This is a genomic window from Haloarcula quadrata (assembly GCF_003634715.1).
Taxonomy (GTDB): domain Archaea; phylum Halobacteriota; class Halobacteria; order Halobacteriales; family Haloarculaceae; genus Haloarcula; species Haloarcula marismortui.
Genome location: NZ_RBWW01000001.1, coordinates 3252987 through 3273903, shown reverse-complemented (window position 1 = coordinate 3273903; position 20917 = coordinate 3252987). Strand labels below are relative to the sequence as shown.

Sequence of the window (20917 nt, the reverse complement as noted above, 5' to 3'; positions counted from 1 at the left end):
CTGCTGCCTACTGTGACTGTGCGATCCCGGTCACAGAACGACTCCACTGGGACTCTCAACACTTGCTTACCCAGCGTTTCTATCCGTGACTGTCGCTGTCGGCGACCATCGTTCTCTCGTCGGATATCCCCGTGGCGTTTATGTAACCTCGTTCGGAACAAGGAGGTATGGCTGCAATACTCGCAGAAAACCTGTCGGGGAAAGACGTGATGGGGACTGATGGCGCGGAGATCGGCAGTCTCTACAACATCACGATGGACTTCTCCTCGGGCGCGCTGCACAACCTCGTTATCGACCCCGCGGAGTCGCTCCGTAACACAAACTTCGAGTACAGCGACCAGGGCCGCCTGCTTGTCCCGGTTGAGCGGGTCAAGGCAGTGAAAGACCACATGATCGTTAAACGCTAGATGTACGTTCTTGACTCCTCGGCATTTATCAACGAGTATCACACCGACGAGCAGATAGCAACGATTCCACTCGTCAGAGAAGAACTGGAGGACGAGGCCGCCTATCGCTTTGACGCGCTCGAAGGCTCTGGGATGCACCTTCACATTCCCGAGGACAACACTGTTGAGCGCATCGAGCGCGCTGCCAGCGAGACCGGTGATCTGGCGGAGCTCTCGGAAACCGATATCCGGCTGATTGCGGCCGCGTTCGAACTCGACAGCCGCCTCGTCACGGACGATTACGCGATGCAAAACGTCGCGGAGAAACTCGATGTGGCGGTCGAAGTTATCGCCCGTGAGGGGATCTCCGAACAGCGGGAGTGGCTGTTCCAGTGTGCTGGCTGTGGCCGCGAGTTCGACGAGAACCGCGACCGCTGTCCCATCTGTGGAAGTTCGCTCTCGCGGAAAAACCCGGCTTAGACGGTCTGTTCGTCTCGGGCGTTGAGCCCGAGCTCGACTAGCTGCGACAGCACTTCCGCCTCTGTGATGCCGTAGCGCCGCGCAAGCGTTTCGACACTCCGCGCTTGGTCGTCATCACAGACGATAGTGAACCGCCGAGCCATGTCACCGCATACAACAGTAGGTCGCATAAACACCCGTCAGACAGCGGTCAGACACCTCAGATCGCCGGATTTCCTGTAATCTCGATGTACAATGTGAGAAACTGGATTGCGTTGAACGCCCCGTGAATAAAGATGGGCACGAGCAGGTTCTCGGTCTTGAGATAGCTCAGGCCCAGCAGCGTCGAGAGGACGAACACTAGCAGTAGCGAGAGGACGGTCTGTGTCGGCGTCCCGGCGGCGTACTGTCCGAAGTGGACGACACCGAAAACGGCGCTGGTGAGTATAATCGCCTGAAATTCACCGAAATCGTCGTAGAGGTACTTCTGGATGAGGTTCCGGTAAATAAACTCCTCGCTCGGCGCGATAGTCAGAAACGCGAGTGGGACCATCACGAGCAGGAATGACGGGTCCTCGCGGGCCAGTTCCTCGACGCTGCTCCGGGCCGCTTCGAGCCCGAGCGCCTGAATGAGGTAACTGAAGCCAAACAGCGCGACCATGAGGACGACGACGCCGCCGACGCTGTAGCCGATGTCACGGAGACCGGGGCGCTGCAGGTCTAGGTCGGTCCAAGTACGGTCTAGCCGGCTGGCGACGGCCGCCCCGAAACCGATGAATCCGACGCCGATGCCGATAGTGAGCGTGACATACGCGGGGCCGGTGACAGTCCCGCCTTCCAGCGCTGTGGCGCTGACAAGCCCTGCGGCCGCGACCCCGAGAACGACGAACTGGGCAAACACCGTGCCCACGAGGAAGCCGGCCAGCCCGATTCCCGTTGCGACCGAGAGCGCTCTGGCGACCGTGTACAGCCGGTCGTTCGGGATGCCGGTCGCCAGCGCCCAGCCCAGCGCAACCGTCAGACCCCCGGCCAGCACTGTGAGATACACGGCGATGCCGACGGTCGCCGCAACGCCAGCACGGAACTCCGGCCCGAAGAAGGCGACGAGCGTGGCGAGGGTTGTGACGATGCTCGCGCCTGCTGCGCCCAGACCCGCCTGTCTGCGGTCGAGTGCGCCGTGACGAACAAGCGAGAAGGCGAGCGCGGCGACGACGAAGCCGGCGGCGGCGACCTGTCGGGCGGTGACCGGGCCGACAGTTGTCGCCGGTGTCATCCAGCCAGCGATGCCGGTTTCTGTGGCGACGAGTACGACGAGACCGAGGCCAGCGGCGAGAACACCCCAGTTCGCGGCGGTATCGTCCATTATCGGCAGTCCGTTGCGCCGGCCTAAAGGGACTCCGTTTCGCCGATACGCAGTCGCTCGCGCTCGTCGATGACCGCCGTCTCGTCCGTCGCTTCGCCGCGGATGAGCGCCCGCGTGGCGTTTTTGCCCCACTCGACGGCCGGCTGGGTGAACGTCTCCACGTCCGCGAGTTCGCCGACGAGGACACAAGCCGCCTCCATCGCGTACAGCAATTCGCCGACGCTTTCGGCGTCGAGACGGTCGATTTCGACTTCCAGTGCCGGCTGGTCAGCCGCCGGCAGGCTCGCCACCGTCGCCTCGTACTCGGCGTCAATGAGGCCGCCGAGGTCAGTTCCGGCGAGATACGACAGGTCTTCGTGGTCCGGGTCGGGAATCGACACGTCGGCACGCTCGCGCGGTCGGACGAACGTGACGACCTTGTCGCGGTGGCCGGCGCGGTACAGCTGGAGCTGGGAGTGCTGGTCGGTCGCGCCCAGCGCTCGCGCCGGCGTCTGACCTCGCCCGTCCTTACCCAGGCTCTCGGCCCAGAGCTGTGCGAACCACTCGCCGAAGGACTCCAGGCGCTCGGCGTAGGGCATGACGGCGTTGACCGTCGCGCCCGCTTCTTCCAGCGCGTAGGCCATCGCGCCGTAGGCGTAGGCCGGCGAGTCATACAGCGACGGCGCGAGGTCGTCAGCCGCCTGCTGACCGCCGGCAAGCAGCCCCTCGATGTCGATACCGAGGATGGCTGGCGGGACGAGCCCGACCGCCGACAGCGCGCTGAAGCGGCCCGGAACGCCCTCGGGGACCGGCAGCGTCGGCAGGTCGTGCTGATCGGCGAGCGCCCGGAGCGGGCCGGACTCGCCCGTCGTGACGACGATTCGCTCGGTCCAGTCGACGCCGCGGTCCTCGTAGGCCTCGCGGACGACGAGGAAGTTTGCCAGCGTCTCCGCCGTCGTCCCCGAACGCGAGACGACGTTGATGGCCGTGTCGGCGAGTGAGAGGCCATCGAGCGTCCGCCGGACGTGCTCCGGGTCGACGTTGTCCAGCACGACGTGACTGCCCGGGTCCTCAGCCAGCGCCTCTGTGATGGTTTTCGCTCCCAGCGCGGAGCCACCGATGCCGACGGTGATGACCGATTCGGCGTCGGCCACCGGCGCGACGGCGTCGTGGATGGTCTCGGCATCGGTTGCTTCGGGGAGGTTCAGCGAGGCGTAGCCGAACTCGCCCTTGTTTCGACCCTGCTCGATTCGCTCGTGGGCCGCGGCCACCCGCTCGTCCAGGTCGTCAAGTGTCGCCCGCTCGACGCCCGGGTCGGCGGCACTGGCAAGCGCGGCTCCGATATCGACGTGCATACTCGGGGTGTCGACGGGCGGGTACAAACAACTCCCGGACGGCATGGCAGCAGACGTGGCTCCGTTGTCACCGCTGGCCAGACAACACCGCGCTTAACCACGCGCTTGCCTAAGGATCAGGTATGACAGACGCGACGGCAGAGCAGTCCGTCACAGCCGATGCCGACGACAAGCCCGAACCGTACAACGGGCTCCCCGGCGCATTCCCGTACGCGTTCCGGGCCACTGACTCGTTGCTGTTCAAAGCCTACGTTCCGGTCGCGTTGTTGCTGTCCGTGGCGATTACGCTCGTGTTCTCGTTCGGGCTGATAACGCAACTCGCCGAAACCGGCAGCGTCCGCGGCGGGACGTTCACCTTCTCCCGGAGCTTCTTCCTGTTCGTCGGGCTGTTGCTCGTCGCGCCGCTGCTGGCTCCAGTGCTCTCCGTCGCGCGCCGCCATCGACGGACCGCATCCTCGGTCGCCTACGACCGCGCCCTCGCCCTTTCGGCGTTTCTGTTCATCGGGTCGATATACCTCGCGCTGTTGACCTCCGCTCCGGCGGAGCTTCGAGAGCCGACACAGAGCGCTGTCGTCGGCTTCTTCTACTCGTTGCCGCCGATTGCCGGCGTCGTCCCGCCGATGCTCGCGACGCTGGGGATATATCTGACTCACCGGCTGCTGAAGTAGCACCGCCAGTCCACGGCTGTCCACTCTTACGGCATACCACTCCAGCCCGTTCCCGGGTCGAAACGGGCAAGAACGCCCGCCACGAACGTGTGTCCATGACAGCGATTGAAGGGACATTTCTTGTCACGAACGCCGACGACGGGTCGGCGACGCTTCGGAACGTCGCAGACTCACAGGTGCTGACACTGTCTGACAATCCCGGCGTTGAGGCCGGCGAAGTAGTGGAGGGAACAGTCGAACCGGAGCCGCCAATGGAGGTCACCTACACCGTCACCGAGGTCGCCGAGCGGCGCACAATTCCCGTCGAGACGGTCGACCTCGCGCCGACGGCCCAGACGACCGAAATCGCGGCCGAGCAGGCCCCCGGCGAGCTAACGACGGTCGAACGCGCTGGTGAGGGCGAGGTACACGTCCTCACGGTTCCGGAAGACGAGACGGCCGAGGCCGCAACGGATGTTGTCGAGGACGAGGCAACCCTCTCGCGGGCGGCCAGGCTCGGCGTCGACCGTGTCGAGGTTCGGACCGCAGCGGGCGTTGTCAGCGTGCGTTACTTGCCGGACTGACGCGTTCTCTCACTCGCCTCGACTTCTTATTCGGTCGGGCCCGCGGCGCTCTGGACCTGCCAGCCACCGGCGATGCCACACGCCTCGCGCTCGGTGTACACGAACTCGGTGTCTTCGGTCACCGCGGACCCGCCCTCGACGGATTCGACCTGGAGCGGGAAGTCCAGCGTGTCGCCACAGCAGCCAACGCCGACAAACTCTGTCCACACGTCGCCCGGTGTGGCGGTGTTGTGTGTCTTCCGGAGGTACGCGCGGAACGGCGACCCGTCTATTTTGTCGCGACCCCACCCGCTGAGGTCCGCTGGATACGAGAGTTCGACCCTGCTTGCGCGCTCGGACATACCGGATATACGTGATAGACTGGCATAGATGTACGGCACAGCGGATGTCAGCGGCAGTGATTGGGAAGGCTTATCCCGGCCCGTCTCACACCGTTCCGTCATGTTCGAGTTCGAGGTCCCGGAAGTCGATTACACCCAGTATTCGAACCGTCAACTGGTGGCGGTTCCGCTGGTGGTGCTCGGTCTGGCGCTTGCGGTGCTCGGTGGCTGGTATCTGGTCACCGGCGCGCCGGTCTCTCCGAGCATCGACTTCACGGGCGGTTCGGAACTCACCGTCGAGTCGTCTCTCTCACAGGCGGAGCTCAGGGACAATACGTTCGACGAACCCGTGGTTTCCGTCCAACAGGTCGAGGGTGAGAACCGGTATATCATCACGTTTGATTCGTCGAATCTGGAGCCAATCGAGGAAACCGCGCGTTCGAGCGATCAGATGGAGTTCCTCGGTAGCGGGACCACGTCGCCGATATTCGGGCAGGAGAACCAGCGGCTAGCGGTCGTCGGCATCGGTGTCGCCTTCCTCGGGATGAGTTTGCTTGTCTTTGCGATGTTCCGGTCGGTCGTACCGAGCATCGCAGTCGTTCTGTCGGCGTTTTCGGACCTTGTCATCCCGCTCGCGGTAATGAACCTGCTCGGAATCAAGCTCTCACTGGGAACCGTCGCCGCGTTGCTGATGCTCATCGGTTACAGTGTGGACTCAGACATTCTGTTGAACAATCACGTCCTCCGGCGCTCCGGTGGGTTCTACGAGTCGACGTACCGCGCGATGCGGACCGGTGTGACGATGACGCTGACGTCGATGGCGGCGATGGCGGTGATGGCGATTTCGGCGACGATATTCGGTATCGAACTGATGGCTTCTATCGGGTTCGTTCTCGTCGTGGGCTTGGCTGCTGACCTGATGAACACCTATATGCTTAACGTCACGTTGCTTCGCTGGTACAAGTATGAGGGGGTCAAACGATGAGCACACTCAAGGAAAACTGGCGCGTCGTTGCGCTGGTCACGCTGTTGCTACTCAGCGCCGTCGCGCTGTTCATCCCCGGCGTTCCGCCAGGGACCTCGGATACTGAAGGAGCTGGGGCCGCGAACCAGTCGACGAACCTCCAGTACGGGATTCAGCTCAGCGGCGGGACGCGTATTCAGGCCCCGATCGTTGGCACTACCGCTGAAGGTGTCGATGTTGCACCCGCAGACGAGGCCGACTTGGCACAAGCGACGGCGGACCGGTTGGGTCTCGACCCGATTGACGTGCGCGTTTCGAACCAGACTGAGACCGTCGAGGTGTTCTCGAACAACGTCTCCACCGGAGAGGTCGAAGCCGCACTCGAAGCCGAAGGGTACGAACCGAGCGAGGTCCGTCCTGGCGTGACCCGGGACACCCGAGAGAACATGGTGTCGGTTATCAACGACAAACTGCGCGAATCGGCGCTGACAGGGGGTTCGGTGCAGCAAGTCAGCTCGCCGGGTGGTCGGAGCTTCATCAGCGTCACAGCCCCGGACAGGGGGCGCGAGGAGCTCATCGGCTTGCTCGAAGAGCGTGGTGTCGTCCGCGTGTACGCTGTCCACGACAATACTGAGAACGGCTCCTACGTCCGTGAGCAAGTCCTCTCACAGGGCGACTTCGCGGGTATCGGGGCAGCACAGCGAAGCGAAACGCAGGGAACGCACGTCCCGGTGACTGTCAAACAAAGCGTGGCCGAGCGCTACGCGAACGACATGGTCGAGGCCGGCTTCGGGAGCGGGTCGACCTGCCGCGACTCGGACTACGACCACGAGAACCTCCAGAACTCACAGGCAGACTGCCTGGTGACGACACTGAACGGCGAGCCGGTGTTCATCGGTGGTGTCGACCCGGGGCTGGGACAGTCCTATCGGAACGGTGAGTTCGCCAACAATCCGCAGTTCATCATGCAGACCAGCAATATGTCTGAAGCGACCGAGCTGGAACTCGCACTCAAGGCCGGTCGGCTACCGGCCCCGCTTGACTTCGACAGCGCCGAAAGTCAGACGCTTTCGTCTGCGCTCGCTCAGGAGTTCCAGCAGCGCTCCCTCCTGACGGGCATTCTCGCCGTCATCGCGGTGAGCCTGGTGGTGTATCTCCGGTACGGGCGTCCAGAGGTCGCCCTGCCGATGATCGTCACGGCGCTGTCGGAGGTGTTCATCCTCCTCGGATTCGTTGCCTTCGTCCAGTATCCGCTGAACCTCTCGCATCTGGCCGGGTTTATCGCAGTCATCGGGACGGGGGTGGACGACCTCATCATTATCGCCGACGAGATCCTCCAGCAGGGGAAAGTTGAAACGGGCCGCGTGTTCCAGAGCCGCTTCCGCAAGGCGTTCTGGGTCATCGGCGCGGCCGCGGCGACGACCATCGTCGCGATGAGTCCGCTGATGGTCCTCTCGCTTGGCGACCTCTCCGGGTTCGCCATCATCACCATCGTCGGCGTGCTGGTCGGCGTGCTCGTGACGCGCCCGGCCTACGGTGATATCCTCCGGAGTCTCGTGCTGGACGAAGACTGACACCGTCGGTCGCTTTCTCCCGAGTTCACGACGCTCAAAAGTCACTGAGCGTTGACTGTGATGCCGCTGCCAGCACGTCGTCACACGTCGACCACGACCGGCGGGCACACGCCGGCAATTCGCCGTGTCGGTCAACGTAGTCCGCCAGGAAGGTCCGCGTTGTCGGGTCACTGGGATAGCCTGACCCCACGTCGCCGTACTCCGCTGCCAGCTCTGCGACATGGGTGTCGCGGGCCACCTTCGCAATAATTGAGGCCGCACCGACTAGCGAGTCCGTCTCGTCGGCTCCATGTTCCGCGGTTACAGCCACGTCGGCGTCGACTGCGTCCGCGACCCGACGACCGAACCGCGCCGCGTCGGTGTCGCCGGCGTCGACCGTCCCTGACAGGCCGTCTCGGGCCACCGCGGATAGGGCCTCTGCCTGCCCTTCGACAGTCAGTGTGTTCATGTCCGTCTCGTCGGCATCGATGCGCTCGACAGATATTTCAGCAATACCAACGGCGTCTGCCGATTCGCGGATTTCCTTGGCCAGTCGCTCGCGTCGCTCCGGCCTGATGTCCTTCGAGTCGCCGACCCCGCCGGGCAGGGCCGCAGGGTCGGCCCGGACGGCGGCGGCGAACATCGATCCCAGGACCGGTCCTTTCCCGGCCTCGTCGACGCCAAATCGCATGGCTGTCCTCTGGACGGCGGTGGAAAAACAGCTTCCGGTTGGAAGCGGCCCAGTGCGCTACTGTTTGAGGAACTCGTCTGTCGCGAACGGTTCGTCCTCGCCCTGCACGTCGATTACGTCGAGCGCCGTCACCACGGCGTCGGTGTCGAGCAGGCCGGCTAGGCTCGGCTCCGTGCGGCCTTCATCGCTGGAGACGAGTTCTTTCACGTACAGGCCGCCTTCCCCGTGGATGCGGAGCTCGGCGTGGCGGTCGTCGGTCAGTTCGCCCTCGGCGTCGTACACTGCTCGCGTCCGTGTGATGTCGGCCCGTCGGTGGGTGACTCGCTGGGGGGTCTCCTGCTGGATGGTCGCTCCGTCCAGCTCCGTTAGTGCGTCCTGCAGGGCGTCGGCGTCGACCGCGTCGCCAAACTCCACGTCCATCCGGTAGGTCTTGGAGGCGTCCAGTTCCTTGACGCGCTCGACCATTTCGTGGGTCGCCAGGTGGAGGTCCGTCACTTCGACCTTCCCGTCGGCGAAATCGTTGATGTCGGCTTCAAGTTCGTCGGCGTCCACGTCGCGTTTGCGCGGTTCCATCACTTCGATGACGAACGGACGGCCCGAGTCGAGCATTCGCGCGTCGACGTCCTCGCGGCCGGCACCGTGGAACACGGCCTCCTCGCCGTCCATCGCTTCACGGACGACAGGCGTGGACAGTTGCTCGACGCTCTCGTCGTAGCGGTAGCCGCTGCCGTCACAGCCGTCACAGGGCTCGCCCTGCCACAGCCCGGTCCCGTTGCAGTCGTTGCAGGGCCACTTCGTCTGGGGGATGTCGCGTTCGAGCTTGCGGTAGCGGCCGTAGATGAACGCCGAGTTGACGTGCGTTTCTACCTCGTCCGTTGCGAGGTCGAGCGTGAGCTGGACTGCTGGACGGCCAAACTCCACCTCCGCGCCGGTCAGGTCGCCGATTCGCTTGCCGACTTCGCGGTTGAGTTCGGTCTTCAGCGCCTCTCCGGCGTCGGGGTCCAGCCCCACGTCCTCCCGGAGCAGTTCGTCGTTTTCTTCGAGTAGCGGCGGCACTTTCGTCCCGACTTGGTAGGTGTCGAATTCGTAGCCGCGGACGGCGCTTGCGGCCTGCTCGGCCCACCAGTCAAAGCGGTCACACTCTCCTTCACAGACCCAGCAGTCCTCGCTCTCCTCAAATGGGTCGTCGTCTGCAAGCGCAAGCGTCACCCGAAGGGCGTGGCCCCGTTCGGCGTTGGCCAGCCCGAAGCTCCGGTCGGCGAAAAGCCGGCCGAGACAGGAATCACACAGCGGCCCGGTGGCAAGCGCCGCACGGGCGTCCTCAAGTATACTCATTGCCTGAGCCGACGCGTCGCCCCCGTAATTGCGTTTCGACCTCTCGGTCGTCTGGGCCGGGGAGGGCCCTGTGACCTTGCTTTCGCTTACTCACCGGTCACGCCGCCGTCATCTGTGGGTTTGCTCTTCGACTGCGCTTGGTCGAATAGCTCGCCCGGAATCTCTTCGGTTGAGATGGAGATGGACCGCTGGGGGAACGGGATCTCGATGTTATCGGCCCGGAACCGTTTGTAAATCGCGCTGTTGAGTTCGTGGGTTGCACGAGCTGTCAGGGCCGGGTTGCTGACCCAGCACAGCAGTTCGAAGTTCAGCGCTGAGTCGCCGAACTCTCGGAACCGGACCCGCGGGTTCGGGCGGTCCTGCACGAGGTCCTCGGCTTCGGCTAGTTCCAGAAGGACATTCTCGACTTTGTCGATGTCCATCCCGTAGGCGACGCCGACAGGGACCCGAATCCGACGCTTGCGTCGCGGCGTCGACTCGTTGACGATAGCAGCGCTATTGAGCTTCGAATTCGGAACTGTGACGAGAATGTCGTCGCGGGTGCGGATGACCGTCGAGCGGACAGAGATGTCCTCGACGCGGCCGCGTTCGCCGCTTTCGAGGACGACGAAGTCGCCGACCGCGTACGTCCCGTCGAGATACAACGATAGCGACCCGAAAAAGTTCGCCAGCGTGTCCCGGGCCGCTAGGCCGACAATGATGCCCATAATCCCCGCTGAGGCCAGCAGCGGCGTCACGTCGGTCCCAGAGGACCAGCAACAGCAAAACCCCGCCGCCCGAGATGAGCGCGCTCCAGACGTTCTGGAGGATGGGGACCATCTGGCGGTCGATGTACGCTGAATCTGTCGCGATGGCGGACGCCTGCCGGCCAATGCGAAGCAGCGTCACCATCCAGACGATGACGACCAGCGAGAGCGTCCCGGCCTCAAGCGAGACGGCGATGGCCGGCCGGATATCGTAAATCTGCGCGCCGGCGTACGCGCCGCCGAGGCCGATCGAGATGTACGCAGCGGTGTGAATCCCACGGAACACGATGTCGTCGACGTCGCCCTCAATGTGTGGGGTGACCCGTCTGATCAGCCGGTCACCGAGGACACGGATGACCAGCGCGAGCGCGACCCCGCTGCCGACGAGTACCAGAAACCCCTGCCAGGCCGGCAGCCCCGACAGCAGGTCTACTACCCCACTTCCCAGTTGCATACCCCCGTTTGGACACCGGCGCTATATATACTGCCACGTCGACGGGCCGAACCGAACGGCCTTTGTCCCGTGGCGTCCGCTCCGTGGATATGAACCCGATTCTCGTCGCTATTCTGCTGGGTCTGCTGCAGGGGGTGCTGGAGTGGATTCCAGTCTCCAGCGAGGGCGGTGTCGCCCTCGCGTCGACGGTGGTCACAGGCGTCTCACCCGCCGCTTCAACCCGCCTCGCACTCTTTCTCCACGCCGGGACGGCGGTTGCGGCCACGGCCTACTATCGCACCGAGGTCCGAACCATCCTCCATTCGATACGGCAACTCTCGCGTCGCCCGTTCGCCGACGAGACGGCGGACCTCTCGTTTATTGTCATCGCGACGGCGGCAACCGCTGTCACCGGCCTCCCCGCGTATATGGTCCTCGACGCGGCTGTTTCGGAGCTAGAGGGCGGGCTCTTTCTGGCGCTAGTCGGCGGCCTACTCGTCATCACTGGTCTCCTCCAGCGGTTCGCTGCGGCGCTGTCGCTGGGCGAGCGTGAGATTCCGGACGGGTTCGACGCTGTCCTGGTCGGGGTGTTGCAGGGGCTGGCCATCCTCCCCGGAGTCTCCCGGTCTGGGACGACGGTGAGTGCGCTGTTGCTCAGGGGCCACGAGGGTGAGTCGTCACTTCGACTCTCATTTCTACTGTCGATTCCGGCCGCGCTCGCTGCCAACGTCCTGGTTCTCGTTGACGACGGCATTCCCGCAATCGAGCCGCTTCCAGCCGTCGTCGCGCTCATCGTGAGCGCCGTCGTCGGCTATCTCACCGTCGACGCGCTGGTCCGGCTGGTCCGGCAGGTCCCGTTCTGGGCGGTCTGTACGGTGTTTGGCGGCCTGGGCGTCGTCGGCGGCCTGCTTGTCGCGCTGTAAGGACCGGTGAACTCCGAGTGCTTACTCCTCGTACTCGATTTCAGTACCGCTGGCGACCGGCTGAAGGATGTACTCACCGGTTTGGCCGCGTTTGACCGGCGTGAAGTCGGCTGTGAACACGGTGCGGGTGTCCGCACGGATTTCGTACTCCTGCGTGAACTGTAGCGGCGCGTCACCGGGCGTGTCAACCGTCGCGTCGCCGCCCTCTGCGAGCGTCCCGTCGACGCTCGTCACATCGAGCTGGAGGTACTCGTAGGTGTCAACCTCGAGTTCAGTCTCGTCAACGAGGGCGGTGTTGCCGTCCTGAAGCTGTACTAGGTCGGCCTTCTGGGCTTCGTCGAACTGGTGGTACTCGCGGGCATCGCTCGTGTCCGCTGTCGTCGATTCCTCAGTCGCTGTGTCTTCCTCCGAGACTGGCCTTACCCAGATACCGGCCATGGTGATGACACACGATTCGAAATCACCGATATCGCCTGGCTGGTCAGTCACTTGCGTCGCGAGTGTTCCTGTTTCGCTGCCGCTCCCGGAACAGCCAGCGAGGCCGACTGTACTCGCTGCTGCGAGGCCGCCGGCGGCTTTCAGATAGTCACGTCGAGATGTCGTTCCTGACTGCTGTTGGTCGCGCATACACTGGTCGAGAGCCGTCCCAGGGTAAAGGAGCCGGGAGATAGTCGGCCCGAGTTCAGCCGAATTTCGCCCGATTTGCCGGATGTAAACGGTCTCTCTGTCGACACAGACCGGTGGTCCCGACCAGTCCCGTGTCGGCGACGATGGAACTTATTTACCCTTCGGCGTCAAATCTCTAATATCAGCGGCTATGAGTGGTGACGAACGCAAGCTAGTCGACACGTCGGGGGACTTCCAGTACGTCGTCCGCGACGGCGACACGGTGACCGACCCGAAGTGGCGCTCCTGTCGACTCATCGTCACCAACAAGCGACTCATTCTGGCGACAAACGGCTCGAAACAGCCGATCCCACACTCCAGTATTACCCTCCCGTCGAACCCTGACGATCTGATTCCCGACGGTGGGACCGGCGGCGCAACCGCGCTGGAGGTGGGCAACAACGTCCTCCTCGTCGACACCCCGAACTTGGACGACTTCCAGACGGAGTACGTCCGCGCGACGCTACAGGGTGAGGTTATCCTCGCACGACAGCAAGCGGTCGTCGGCGGCGTCGTTCAGGAGGACGCCGAGTGGAGCAAGGCACGGTTTCAACTGGATGACGACATCATCCGCCTCCAGTTCCCCGGCGGCAAGAGCATGTCATTCGAAATTGAGGACGTCGGAACTATCGAAACGGGGACCAGTACCGTGATGGGTCAGGAGCGGGAGGTCATCGAGGTCGAACACACTGACAATCAGGACCGTAGCGTCGAAACCCACATCTCGGGGATGGACCACCACACGCGGGCGCTGAAGACGCTCTTTACCCGCGTTATCGAGGACCGTGAGGACGATTACGAACTCTCGGAGATGGAGAGTCAGGTGTTGATGGCGCTCTACTCCGGTGTTTCACCGTTCGAGATGTCCGATTTCGTCGGAACAACGCCCGACGAGGTCGAGGAAATCTATCAGAAACTGCTCGATGTTGGTGCGGTTGATGAGGTCCGGGTTCGGACCGAGGTCGCGTTGAACGCGCAGGGGCGGAATATGGCGAGTGAGGCGATGAGTGAGAAATAGAGAGGCGCTACGCGCCTCTGAACGAACGGCGAAGCCGTGAGTAGCGAGGGGCGCGAACGTAGTGAGCGGCCCTCGAATAGCGAACGGGGAGCAGCGCGACCCGTGAGCAGTAGTGTGGCGCTACGCGCCACAGAACGATTTTCCCTGACGCCGAGCCAACAAAAGTCGGGCGAGGACCGATTCTGATCCGGGGCAGTGGAGCGGTACCGCCACTGCGACCCGTGGCTTGCCTCTAGCGGTGGTCGGGTTCCGATGTAGCCCAGTCAGTACAGCCGGACTCGTGCCCTGCTTCCGTCTCGCCGTTTTCACTCACGCAGGTACTCGACGTCCTCAGCTTCCGTCACCGACACCCCGTCCGGGAGGTCCGACTCCGGGACCGGCGTCAGGGTGAGAACTTCACCCGCCTCGGTCTGGACCCATTCCTCACCCGTCCCTTGACTCCAATCGTGTGGTTCCCAGAACCCCGACTCGAAGCGCATCCAGATGTCGAGACCACTGTAGTACTCTCCCGTTGAACTTTCGTATATCATTGCTGACTCCACGGCGTCTGCTGCCATCGAAAAAGTCAATGCACCTACATGGTATTATTACTACCGGCAGGGCAGAAATTCGCCTGGCTTGAGAATGGAGGGGTGCTTGGATAGCACGGGTAAAGCGGTGGTTCGGCCACCGAATGAGTATGTTTAACAGGGGCGCCGTGAACCAGCTATGGAGCCGCCGCCGCGGAAAACGGAGTCCGGCCTACTGCTGTTCCATCGCCAGCTCGAGCGACCAGAAGAAGCCGTAGTACGCGACGACGCCGGCGGCGAGCGTCAGGTAGTAAGCCCACTGGGGAGCCGACAGTAGGTCGAAGATGACGCTCACAGCAGTCACCCAGGCGATAGCGAACACGAGGTCGACGAACATGCCTCGTTTGTGGTCTCGCACGTGGTTTCGGAGGGTGTCGACGACGCTCATCGGCGGCCTCGTGTCGTCCATGACGGTCGGAGTCGGTGCTGTCCCATTAGTCACGCCTCGATATCCGTCTCGCCGTGAACGTCGACGACGAGTACTGGTAGCCGCGTCCGGCGCAGCACCTTCTCCGTGACGCTGCCAAGGATGACGCGCTTGAGGCCCGAGCGGCCGTGGGACCCCATCACGACGAGGTCGATGTCGTTGTCCTCGACGAACTTTCGGATAGCGCGGGCCGGTTCGCCGGCGGTGATGTGCTCTTCGACCTCGACGCCGTGTTCGGCGGCACGGTCGCGGACGTAGCCGGTGGCCTCATCGGCGTCTTCTTTTATATCGGTCATCTCCGCCAGGTTTCCTTGGCGGATGCGGTCGACCTGTTCTGTCCCCAGCGAGTAGCTGGTCGCGTCGACGTCGACGACGTACAGTGCGTGGACCGTTGCGCCGTATTTCGAGGCGATGTCGACCGCCTGATCGACCGCGTTTTCGGCGGTTTCGCTGCCGTCGGTCGGAACGAGGATATTGTCGTACATGGGTTTAATCGTCCGCGGGGGTACTGCCACTGGTGCTGTCGCCGACGACGTCTGCGGCGGTCTCCTGTTGCCCCATCGGTTCGGGGCTGTGACACTGTCGAACCATCTTTTTCGTCTCCAGCGGTGGCTCGGGCGTCGCCAGCGAGACGGCGATAGTGACGATGAACACGAGCGGCGTCCCGATCAGCGCAGCGCCGATCGGTGGGACGTACTGGGCGTATATCGGGACGAGTGCGCCGCCTTCTCCAGCGGCTGCGCCGAGCGCGCCGATGTAGCTCGGGAGGACGCTGTTGATAATCGAGGTGATCCAGATAAGCAGGCCGAGCACCATCCCGGCCAGTGCGCCCTGACGGTTCGTGTCCTCCCACCAGAGGCCGAGGAAGAACATCGGGAACAGGACGACGCCGGCCAGCGAGAACGCGTAGGCGACCAGCTCGCCGATGAGCGCCGGTGGGTTGAACGCGGTCACCGTTACCAGCGCGCCCATGCCAATGATCGTCCCGCGACCGATGAGCACCTGCTGTCGCTGGGTCGCGTCGGGATTAATCAGCTCGGTGTAGATGTCGTGTGCGACCGCGGAGGAGGCTGTGATGAACAGGCCAGCCGTCGTCGCGATAGCCGCGGCCATCGCACCGGCCGCCACGAGGCCGACGAACCACGTCGGGAGGTTGGCGAACTGTGCGGCGAGCACGACGATCACGTCACCTTCAGCGCCGGACATGCCGCCTTCTGCGGCGTAGGCGCTCGCGCCCGTCGTCGTCTGGAAGAGGTCGACGCCGAAGGCCGCCATTGCGGGCGACGCCCAGTAGAGCAGGAGGATGAAAAACAGCCCCCACACGCAGGACCAGCGAGCGACGCGCTCGCTTCTGACCGTGTAGAATCGGACAAGGACGTGCGGGAGGCCACAGGTCCCGACGATGAGTGAGAACGCCGTCGCGACCCAGAGGTAAAACGGCTGGTTCACGAACGGCGCAGAGAACTCGCGGCCGAGGTCAGCGATCAGTGCGCCGTACTCGATCTGCGGGAGCACCGTCGAGTACCCCTGCGAGAAGCCGACGACGTACACGCCTGCGAGGAACGCGACAATGAGGATGGTGTACTGGACGGCCATGTTCTTCGTCGCGCCCAGCATCCCCGAGAGCGCGAGGTAGCCGACGGTGATGGTCATCATCACGACGATCATCGGGATGATATCGAGCCCGAAGACGTACTGTCCGACCAGTCCCATGCCGCGGGCCTGACCGACGGAGTAGACGTACGCGATGAGCAGCGTGGTGAATGCGGCCAGCGCGCGGGCAGTAGGGGAGTTGAACCGGTCGCCAACGAAGTCCGGCGCGGTGTACTTCCCGAACCGGCGCATCTGTGCTGCCAGGAAGATGAGCAGGACGAAGTAGCCGGTCGTCCAGCCGACGATGAACGCCAGCCCGTAGAAGCCAGAGAGCGCGACCAGCCCGGCGAGTCCCAGATACGAGGCGGCGGACATCCAGTTCGCGCCGATGGCCATCCCGTTCTCGATATTGCCGATGCCGCGGCCCGCGACCCACATCCCCTCTGTGTCGGCCACCTTGAACACGTAGCCGATGACGAGGAACGACGCCATCATCAGGAAGACGATAATCGCCGGGACGAGCTTGAACGAGATGTCGAGCGCTTCTGCCTGTAGCGGGACCGTCACTGCTCGACACCCCCGTCAGTGGCCGCTGCCTCGCCCGTCTCAGGAGCCGTGCTCTCGACGGAATCGATGCCGTACTTCTGGTCAAGCCGGTCCCGGTAGCGCGTGTATACGACCGCCAGAATGAGCGCGCCCGTCGGCGCACCGAACGAGACGAGGAAGTATTGCAGCGGGAAGCCAAACAGGGGCGTCTGCACGGTCATCATCTCCGGCGCAAGTGCGGTCAGCGTCACCGGGCCGAACACGACCAGCGCCCAGAGCACGAAACTGCTCCAGATGATCTTCAGGTGGTCGCGCATAAACGGCGTACTCGGCCGTAACAGGTTCACCTCCCTGTCGAGGTAATCGATGTCGTCGTGGGCGGCTGCTGTGCCGCCGTCTGGTTGGATAGTTGACTCTTCTCGGTCCGCAGGCGTGTCTCTTGACATGGGTATGAAAGCTTGAAAATTCGTGGTGCTGTTCGCTGTTAGGGCTCAGTCACCCTGGACCTTGGTCTCGATATCACTGACAACGTCAGGGTTTCGCAGCGTACTCGTATCGCCCAGTTCCTCGCCGTTGGCAATGTCTTCCAGCAGGCGGCGCATGATCTTCCCGGAGCGGGTCTTCGGCAGTTCGGGCGTGAAGATGACCGCTTCCGGCCGCGCGATCGGGCCGATAGCATCCTCGACGCCGTCGATAATCGCACTGCGGAGTTCCTCGTCCTCGTCGTAGCCGTCCTCGGTGATGACGTAGGCGTACACCGCCTCGCCCTTGATATCGTGGTCGCCACCGACGACAGCGGCTTCGGCAACGCCTTCCACGCCGACGATAGCACTCTCGATTTCCATCGTCCCGAGACGGTGGCCGGAGACGTTGATCACGTCGTCGACCCGTCCCAGCACGGTGATGTAGCCGTCGTCGTCGATTTTTGCGCCGTCCTCGGGGAAGTACACCCAGTCATCAGAGTCGTCGCTATCGGTGTCCGAGTACTCGGCCCAGTATTCGCTGATGAACCGTTCGTCGTTCTTGTACAGCGTCCGGAGCATCCCGGGCCACGGCTTGTCGACGGTCAGGTAGCCGGCGCGGCCGGGTTCGACTTCCTCACCCTCTGTGTCGACGATGCGTACGTCGTTGCCCGGTAGCGGCGGCCCGGCCGACCCCGGTTTCATGTCCTTGACGCCGGGTAACGTCGTTATCATCATGCCGCCGGTTTCGGTCTGCCACCAGGTGTCGACGACGGGACACTCCTCGTTGCCGATATGTTTGTAGTACCATTTCCAGGCACGGGGGTTGATTGGCTCACCGACCGTGCCAAGCAGGCGCAGGCTAGAGAGGTCGTGTTGCTCGGGGTACTGCTTGCCCCACTTCATGAACGCCCGGATAGCTGTCGGCGCGGTGTACAGTTGGTCGGCTTCGTACTCCTCGACGATGTCCCAGAGGCGGTCCTTGTCGGGGTAGTCCGGCGTCCCCTCGTACATCATCGTCGTCGTCCCGAGCGCGAGCGGGCCGTAGACGATGTAGGAGTGGCCGGTAATCCAACCGATATCGGCAGAGCAGAAGTACGTGTCCTCGGGTTTGATGTCGAGCACCGCCTGCGATGTCCAGGCCGCCCAGGCGAGGTAGCCGCCGGTAGAGTGTTTGACGCCTTTTGGTTTCCCGGTGGTCCCGGAGGTGTACATGAGGAACAGCATGTCCTCGGCGTCGCGGTCGACTGGTTCGACAGTCTCGCCTTCGTTGTCGTCGATGACGTCCTCGAAGGCGACCTGATTGTCCGCGTAGTCGTGGTCGAAGCCGTCGCCGTCCATCAGCCGTTCGGCGACGATGGCGCGTTCCACCTCGTGGTCAACGCCGCTCAGCCCTTCGTTGGCTTTGTCGAGGTGGTTGAGCGGGTCGCCGCGGCGGTAGTAGCCGTCGCAGGTAACCAGATACTCCGAGTCGGCGGAGTTCATTCGGGTCGCGAGCGCGTCCGCGGAAAAGCCGGCGAACACAACGGAGTGGGGCGCGCCGATGCGGGCACAGGCCAGCATGGCGATGGGAAGCTGCGGAATCATCGGCATATACATCGTCACGACATCGTCTTCGCCGACACCCATCTCACGCAGGCCGGCCGCGAACTCGTTGACCTTCTGATGGAGTTCCTCGTACGTGTAGGTGATATTGTCTTCCTCGACTGGCTCACCGACCCACTCGATAGCGGCTTCGTCGCCGCGCTCGTCGAGGTGGCGGTCCAGACAGTTCGCTGAGGCGTTTAGCGTCCCGTCTGTGAACCACTCGTAGAACGGCGGGTTCGAGTCGTCGAGTACCTGATCGTACTCCTCCTCCCAGTCGAGAAGGTCAGCGGCCCCCTCCCAGCACTCCGGCCAGTTCTCCTCGAACTCGTCGTAGATACCCTCATCCGTGACGTTCGCCTGCTCGACGAACGACTCCGGCGGCTCGAAAACCTCCTGCTCTTCGAGCCGTGCTTCGAGTTGGACATCTTCATCTGACATGGTCTATCATCGATATTTCACAGCGGCCATATAAACGGGGGGTCTAACTACGATAACATGAAACAGGGTTTCAGTTGTCGGCCGGCTGCCGCGGCTCCGCCGGCCGGTCGTCGAAAAACGCGGTCAGGACCTTCTGCTGTGCTTTCCTGAGGTGATTGTGCAACGTCGGCGACGAGACATCCAGCGAGTCTGCTAGCTCCTCTGCGGTTGAGCCGCGAGGCCACTCGAAGTAGCCGCTGTGGTAGGCCGCCTGCAGGACCGTCTCTTGTCGGTCTGAGAGCGTGTCAGTCAGTCGGTCGCGGAACCCGGTGTCCGTCTCGGCCGGCCGCTCTGTCTCTCGCTTCGCCGCTAGCGATGTCTCTCTGTAGGCATTGGTGATGGCGTTGACCGTCGGTCTGATCTCGGCCTCACTGGGGAGTTCGACTGCGATAGTCGCCACGCCATCGGTAGCCGTCACAGCGCGGATGCGGCCGCCGCTCTCGACCAACTGAAGCGCTGGCGTGTCTGTAACGACGACCTCCAGTAGCACGCCGTCGCTGTGCTCTTCGAGGAGTCTGGCGTCTGTCACCCCGTCGTCGTCGTCCGCATACGAGAGTATTGCGTCGGCCGAAGCATCTTCAACCATCAGATAGTACAGCAGCGACTGGCCCGCAACAGGGACGACGCCGGACAGTTCGACCGTACAGTGTAACGCCTCGGATACTCCTGCGGTAAACGTTCGCTCGTCCGCACAGTGGAACTCCAGCTCGGTCACTGTGTCGGCAAGCAGGAGGCGTTTGCGTTCGGCGGCGACCTGTGCGTGGCCGATCTGCACGCCAAGCGCGGATAACACGGCGTGTTCCGCGTCAGTGAGGCCCTCACCTGTCCCGACCCCAACGACACCGGACACGGCGTTTTCTCTGACGAGCGGGACCAGAGCGACCGACCCAACACTATCGTCGACGACACGAACCTCGCCCACGTCAAGTGGCGTGGAGGCTGACTCGATATGGGCGTCGATCTGCTGCTCGACAGCCGCCTCCGAGATTTCTGTCGTCGCGCGCGGTGTCAGTCCGTCGCCAGTCCGCTCGGCCAGCCAGGCGAATTCGAAGCCGGCTGTCTCTGTCAGGTGGTCACAGACTGTTGTTGCAATTGCTTCCCCAGTCGCGGCGGCCGCAAGCGCCTCGCTGACCGCCGTAATCCAGTTGACGGGTCGCTGGGACCCGCTTGCCGCCGCCCGCCTGCCCGACCCGTCGACGGCTGTGATGATGGTTTCGCGGTCCGGTTCGTCAAGCAGAGGGTCGAGTCGGTCGAGTCGGTCCCAGCCGCCGAGTGCACAGACGACGTCCGGCGGGACGCCGTCGTCCAGCAGGCTCGCCGCGAACCGCCACCGGAGGTCGCGTGTGGAAACTCCGTGCAGGTGTGGTGCCGTATCGGCGGCTCGGTCGGCTACCTCGCTGACGAGCATCTGGAGCCGACGCGGGGAGACGGAAAACAGCGGCTCGTCGTCGTCCGTCCCGGCCGTGTTCGCGTACTTCCGCATATCGTGCTCAACTGAATCCGGGAGGTACGTCTCGCGGACTACTTCGCCGTCCTCCCGAACGGCAAGCAGCCGGTGTCCCTCGAACTCGGTGATGTCGGTCAGCCGCACGGCCGTCATCTCCGCCGGACGGAGTCCGGCCTCCGCACCGAGCCGGAGCACGAGGTCGGACCGGTGTGTCCCGGCCGCGCGCCGGAGCTGTTCGTACCCTCGTTCGCCGATGCGGTCCGCTGTGCCGTCCATATATTTCGGAAATTCAGATAATACCGAAATAAGCGTTGCGACTAGAACGTGGTTACGGATGAGATACTGACAATAATACAGCCGCTAAAGACGCCACTGCCAGAGAAATATT

General features: G+C 63.4%; 22 protein-coding genes and 1 pseudogene. 8 read left to right on the top strand and 15 right to left on the bottom strand.

Features of this window, described 5'->3' with window-relative positions; genetic code table 11:
* Nucleotides 1-167: 167 nt before the first annotated feature.
* Both BDK61_RS16950 and BDK61_RS16945 read left to right on the top strand, forming a co-directional pair.
* The gene (locus BDK61_RS16950) at nt 168-407 is read left to right on the top strand and encodes a PRC-barrel domain-containing protein (protein ID WP_004518435.1); all 240 of its coding nucleotides are present in this window, start codon (nt 168-170) and stop codon (nt 405-407) included.
* On the top strand, nt 408-866 hold the full coding sequence (locus tag BDK61_RS16945) for an NOB1 family endonuclease (protein ID WP_004518436.1): 459 nt from the start codon (nt 408-410) through the stop codon (nt 864-866).
* On the opposite strand, the gene BDK61_RS16940 is transcribed toward BDK61_RS16945, so the two are convergent.
* Genes BDK61_RS16940 through BDK61_RS16930 form a run of 3 tightly spaced genes read right to left on the bottom strand, consistent with a single transcriptional unit; the run spans nt 863 to nt 3542 of the window.
* Entirely contained in the window at nt 863-1009 is a 147-nt protein-coding gene (locus tag BDK61_RS16940) for a CopG family transcriptional regulator (RefSeq protein WP_121303846.1), read from the bottom strand. The two genes, BDK61_RS16945 and BDK61_RS16940, sit on opposite strands and share 4 nt — an antisense overlap.
* Before the next feature lie 56 nt (nt 1010-1065).
* Nucleotides 1066-2208: a CPBP family intramembrane glutamic endopeptidase gene (locus tag BDK61_RS16935; protein WP_011224671.1), complete on the bottom strand. Its 1143-nt coding sequence runs from the start codon at nt 2206-2208 to the stop codon at nt 1066-1068.
* 23 nt (nt 2209-2231) lie between these two features.
* A complete protein-coding gene (locus BDK61_RS16930; RefSeq protein WP_121303845.1) occupies nt 2232-3542 on the bottom strand; it encodes a glucose-6-phosphate isomerase in 1311 nt (436 codons plus the stop codon).
* A 122-nt stretch (nt 3543-3664) separates the two neighbouring features.
* Between BDK61_RS16930 and BDK61_RS16925 the strand changes: the two genes are divergently transcribed.
* The gene (locus BDK61_RS16925; RefSeq protein ID WP_007189193.1) at nt 3665-4210 is read left to right on the top strand and encodes a hypothetical protein; all 546 of its coding nucleotides are present in this window, start codon (nt 3665-3667) and stop codon (nt 4208-4210) included.
* 95 nt (nt 4211-4305) lie between these two features.
* A complete protein-coding gene (locus BDK61_RS16920; RefSeq protein ID WP_058992799.1) occupies nt 4306-4773 on the top strand; it encodes a DUF5812 family protein in 468 nt (155 codons plus the stop codon).
* Between the two features lie 26 nt (nt 4774-4799).
* Here BDK61_RS16920 and BDK61_RS16915 read toward each other — a convergent pair whose 3' ends face one another.
* Complete coding sequence (locus BDK61_RS16915; RefSeq protein ID WP_004964436.1) at nt 4800-5114, bottom strand: hypothetical protein; 315 nt, start codon at nt 5112-5114, stop codon at nt 4800-4802.
* Nucleotides 5115-5214: 100 nt separating this feature from the next.
* Here BDK61_RS16915 and secF point away from each other — a divergent pair, with 100 nt between their 5' ends.
* Nucleotides 5215-6078 (top strand): protein translocase subunit SecF, encoded by an 864-nt coding sequence (gene secF / locus BDK61_RS16910; RefSeq protein WP_004964432.1) that lies wholly within the window; start codon nt 5215-5217, stop codon nt 6076-6078.
* A complete protein-coding gene (locus tag BDK61_RS16905; protein ID WP_011224675.1) occupies nt 6075-7631 on the top strand; it encodes a preprotein translocase subunit SecD in 1557 nt (518 codons plus the stop codon). Before secF ends, BDK61_RS16905 begins: the two co-directional genes overlap by 4 nt.
* Nucleotides 7632-7665: 34 nt before the next feature.
* Here the strand turns inward: BDK61_RS16905 and rnhB are convergent, their stop codons facing one another.
* The 3 genes and pseudogenes from rnhB to BDK61_RS24285 all read right to left on the bottom strand — a co-directional run bounded on the left by rnhB (nt 7666) and on the right by BDK61_RS24285 (nt 10836).
* Nucleotides 7666-8301, bottom strand: a complete 636-nt coding sequence (rnhB, locus tag BDK61_RS16900; protein ID WP_121303844.1) for a ribonuclease HII — start codon at nt 8299-8301, stop codon at nt 7666-7668.
* A 57-nt stretch (nt 8302-8358) separates the two neighbouring features.
* Nucleotides 8359-9636 carry a tRNA pseudouridine(54/55) synthase Pus10 gene (locus tag BDK61_RS16895; protein WP_121303843.1) on the bottom strand — a complete coding sequence of 426 codons (1278 nt, stop codon included), beginning with the start codon at nt 9634-9636 and terminating at the stop codon, nt 8359-8361.
* An 86-nt stretch (nt 9637-9722) separates the two neighbouring features.
* Nucleotides 9723-10836: pseudogene (locus tag BDK61_RS24285) on the bottom strand (mechanosensitive ion channel family protein).
* An 89-nt stretch (nt 10837-10925) separates the two neighbouring features.
* Between BDK61_RS24285 and BDK61_RS16885 the strand changes: the two are divergent.
* Nucleotides 10926-11738 carry an undecaprenyl-diphosphate phosphatase gene (locus BDK61_RS16885; protein ID WP_007189186.1) on the top strand — a complete coding sequence of 271 codons (813 nt, stop codon included), beginning with the start codon at nt 10926-10928 and terminating at the stop codon, nt 11736-11738.
* A 21-nt stretch (nt 11739-11759) separates the two neighbouring features.
* Here the strand turns inward: BDK61_RS16885 and BDK61_RS16880 are convergent, their stop codons facing one another.
* Entirely contained in the window at nt 11760-12365 is a 606-nt protein-coding gene (locus BDK61_RS16880) for a DUF4382 domain-containing protein (protein WP_121303842.1), read from the bottom strand.
* 190 nt (nt 12366-12555) lie between these two features.
* On the opposite strand from BDK61_RS16880, the gene BDK61_RS16875 reads away from it, so the two are divergent.
* Nucleotides 12556-13422 (top strand): CheF family chemotaxis protein, encoded by an 867-nt coding sequence (locus BDK61_RS16875; protein ID WP_007189184.1) that lies wholly within the window; start codon nt 12556-12558, stop codon nt 13420-13422.
* 305 nt (nt 13423-13727) lie between these two features.
* Here BDK61_RS16875 and BDK61_RS16870 read toward each other — a convergent pair whose 3' ends face one another.
* The 7 genes from BDK61_RS16870 to BDK61_RS16840 form a co-directional block, all read right to left on the bottom strand.
* Nucleotides 13728-13952, bottom strand: coding sequence for a hypothetical protein (locus BDK61_RS16870; RefSeq protein WP_232508539.1), 225 nt, complete (start codon nt 13950-13952; stop codon nt 13728-13730).
* Between the two features lie 211 nt (nt 13953-14163).
* Complete coding sequence (locus BDK61_RS16865) at nt 14164-14379, bottom strand: hypothetical protein (protein ID WP_007189183.1); 216 nt, start codon at nt 14377-14379, stop codon at nt 14164-14166.
* Between the two features lie 50 nt (nt 14380-14429).
* Complete coding sequence (locus tag BDK61_RS16860) at nt 14430-14903, bottom strand: universal stress protein (protein ID WP_004964408.1); 474 nt, start codon at nt 14901-14903, stop codon at nt 14430-14432.
* A 4-nt stretch (nt 14904-14907) separates the two neighbouring features.
* Entirely contained in the window at nt 14908-16578 is a 1671-nt protein-coding gene (locus BDK61_RS16855) for a sodium:solute symporter family transporter (RefSeq protein ID WP_121303841.1), read from the bottom strand.
* The gene (locus tag BDK61_RS16850; RefSeq protein ID WP_121303840.1) at nt 16575-17003 is read right to left on the bottom strand and encodes a DUF4212 domain-containing protein; all 429 of its coding nucleotides are present in this window, start codon (nt 17001-17003) and stop codon (nt 16575-16577) included. The genes BDK61_RS16855 and BDK61_RS16850 overlap by 4 nt, the downstream gene beginning before the upstream one ends.
* A gap of 45 nt (nt 17004-17048) precedes the next feature.
* The gene (acs, locus tag BDK61_RS16845) at nt 17049-19043 is read right to left on the bottom strand and encodes an acetate--CoA ligase (RefSeq protein WP_121303839.1); all 1995 of its coding nucleotides are present in this window, start codon (nt 19041-19043) and stop codon (nt 17049-17051) included.
* Between the two features lie 70 nt (nt 19044-19113).
* Entirely contained in the window at nt 19114-20805 is a 1692-nt protein-coding gene (locus tag BDK61_RS16840) for a bacterio-opsin activator domain-containing protein (protein ID WP_121303838.1), read from the bottom strand.
* Nucleotides 20806-20917 lie beyond the last annotated feature (112 nt).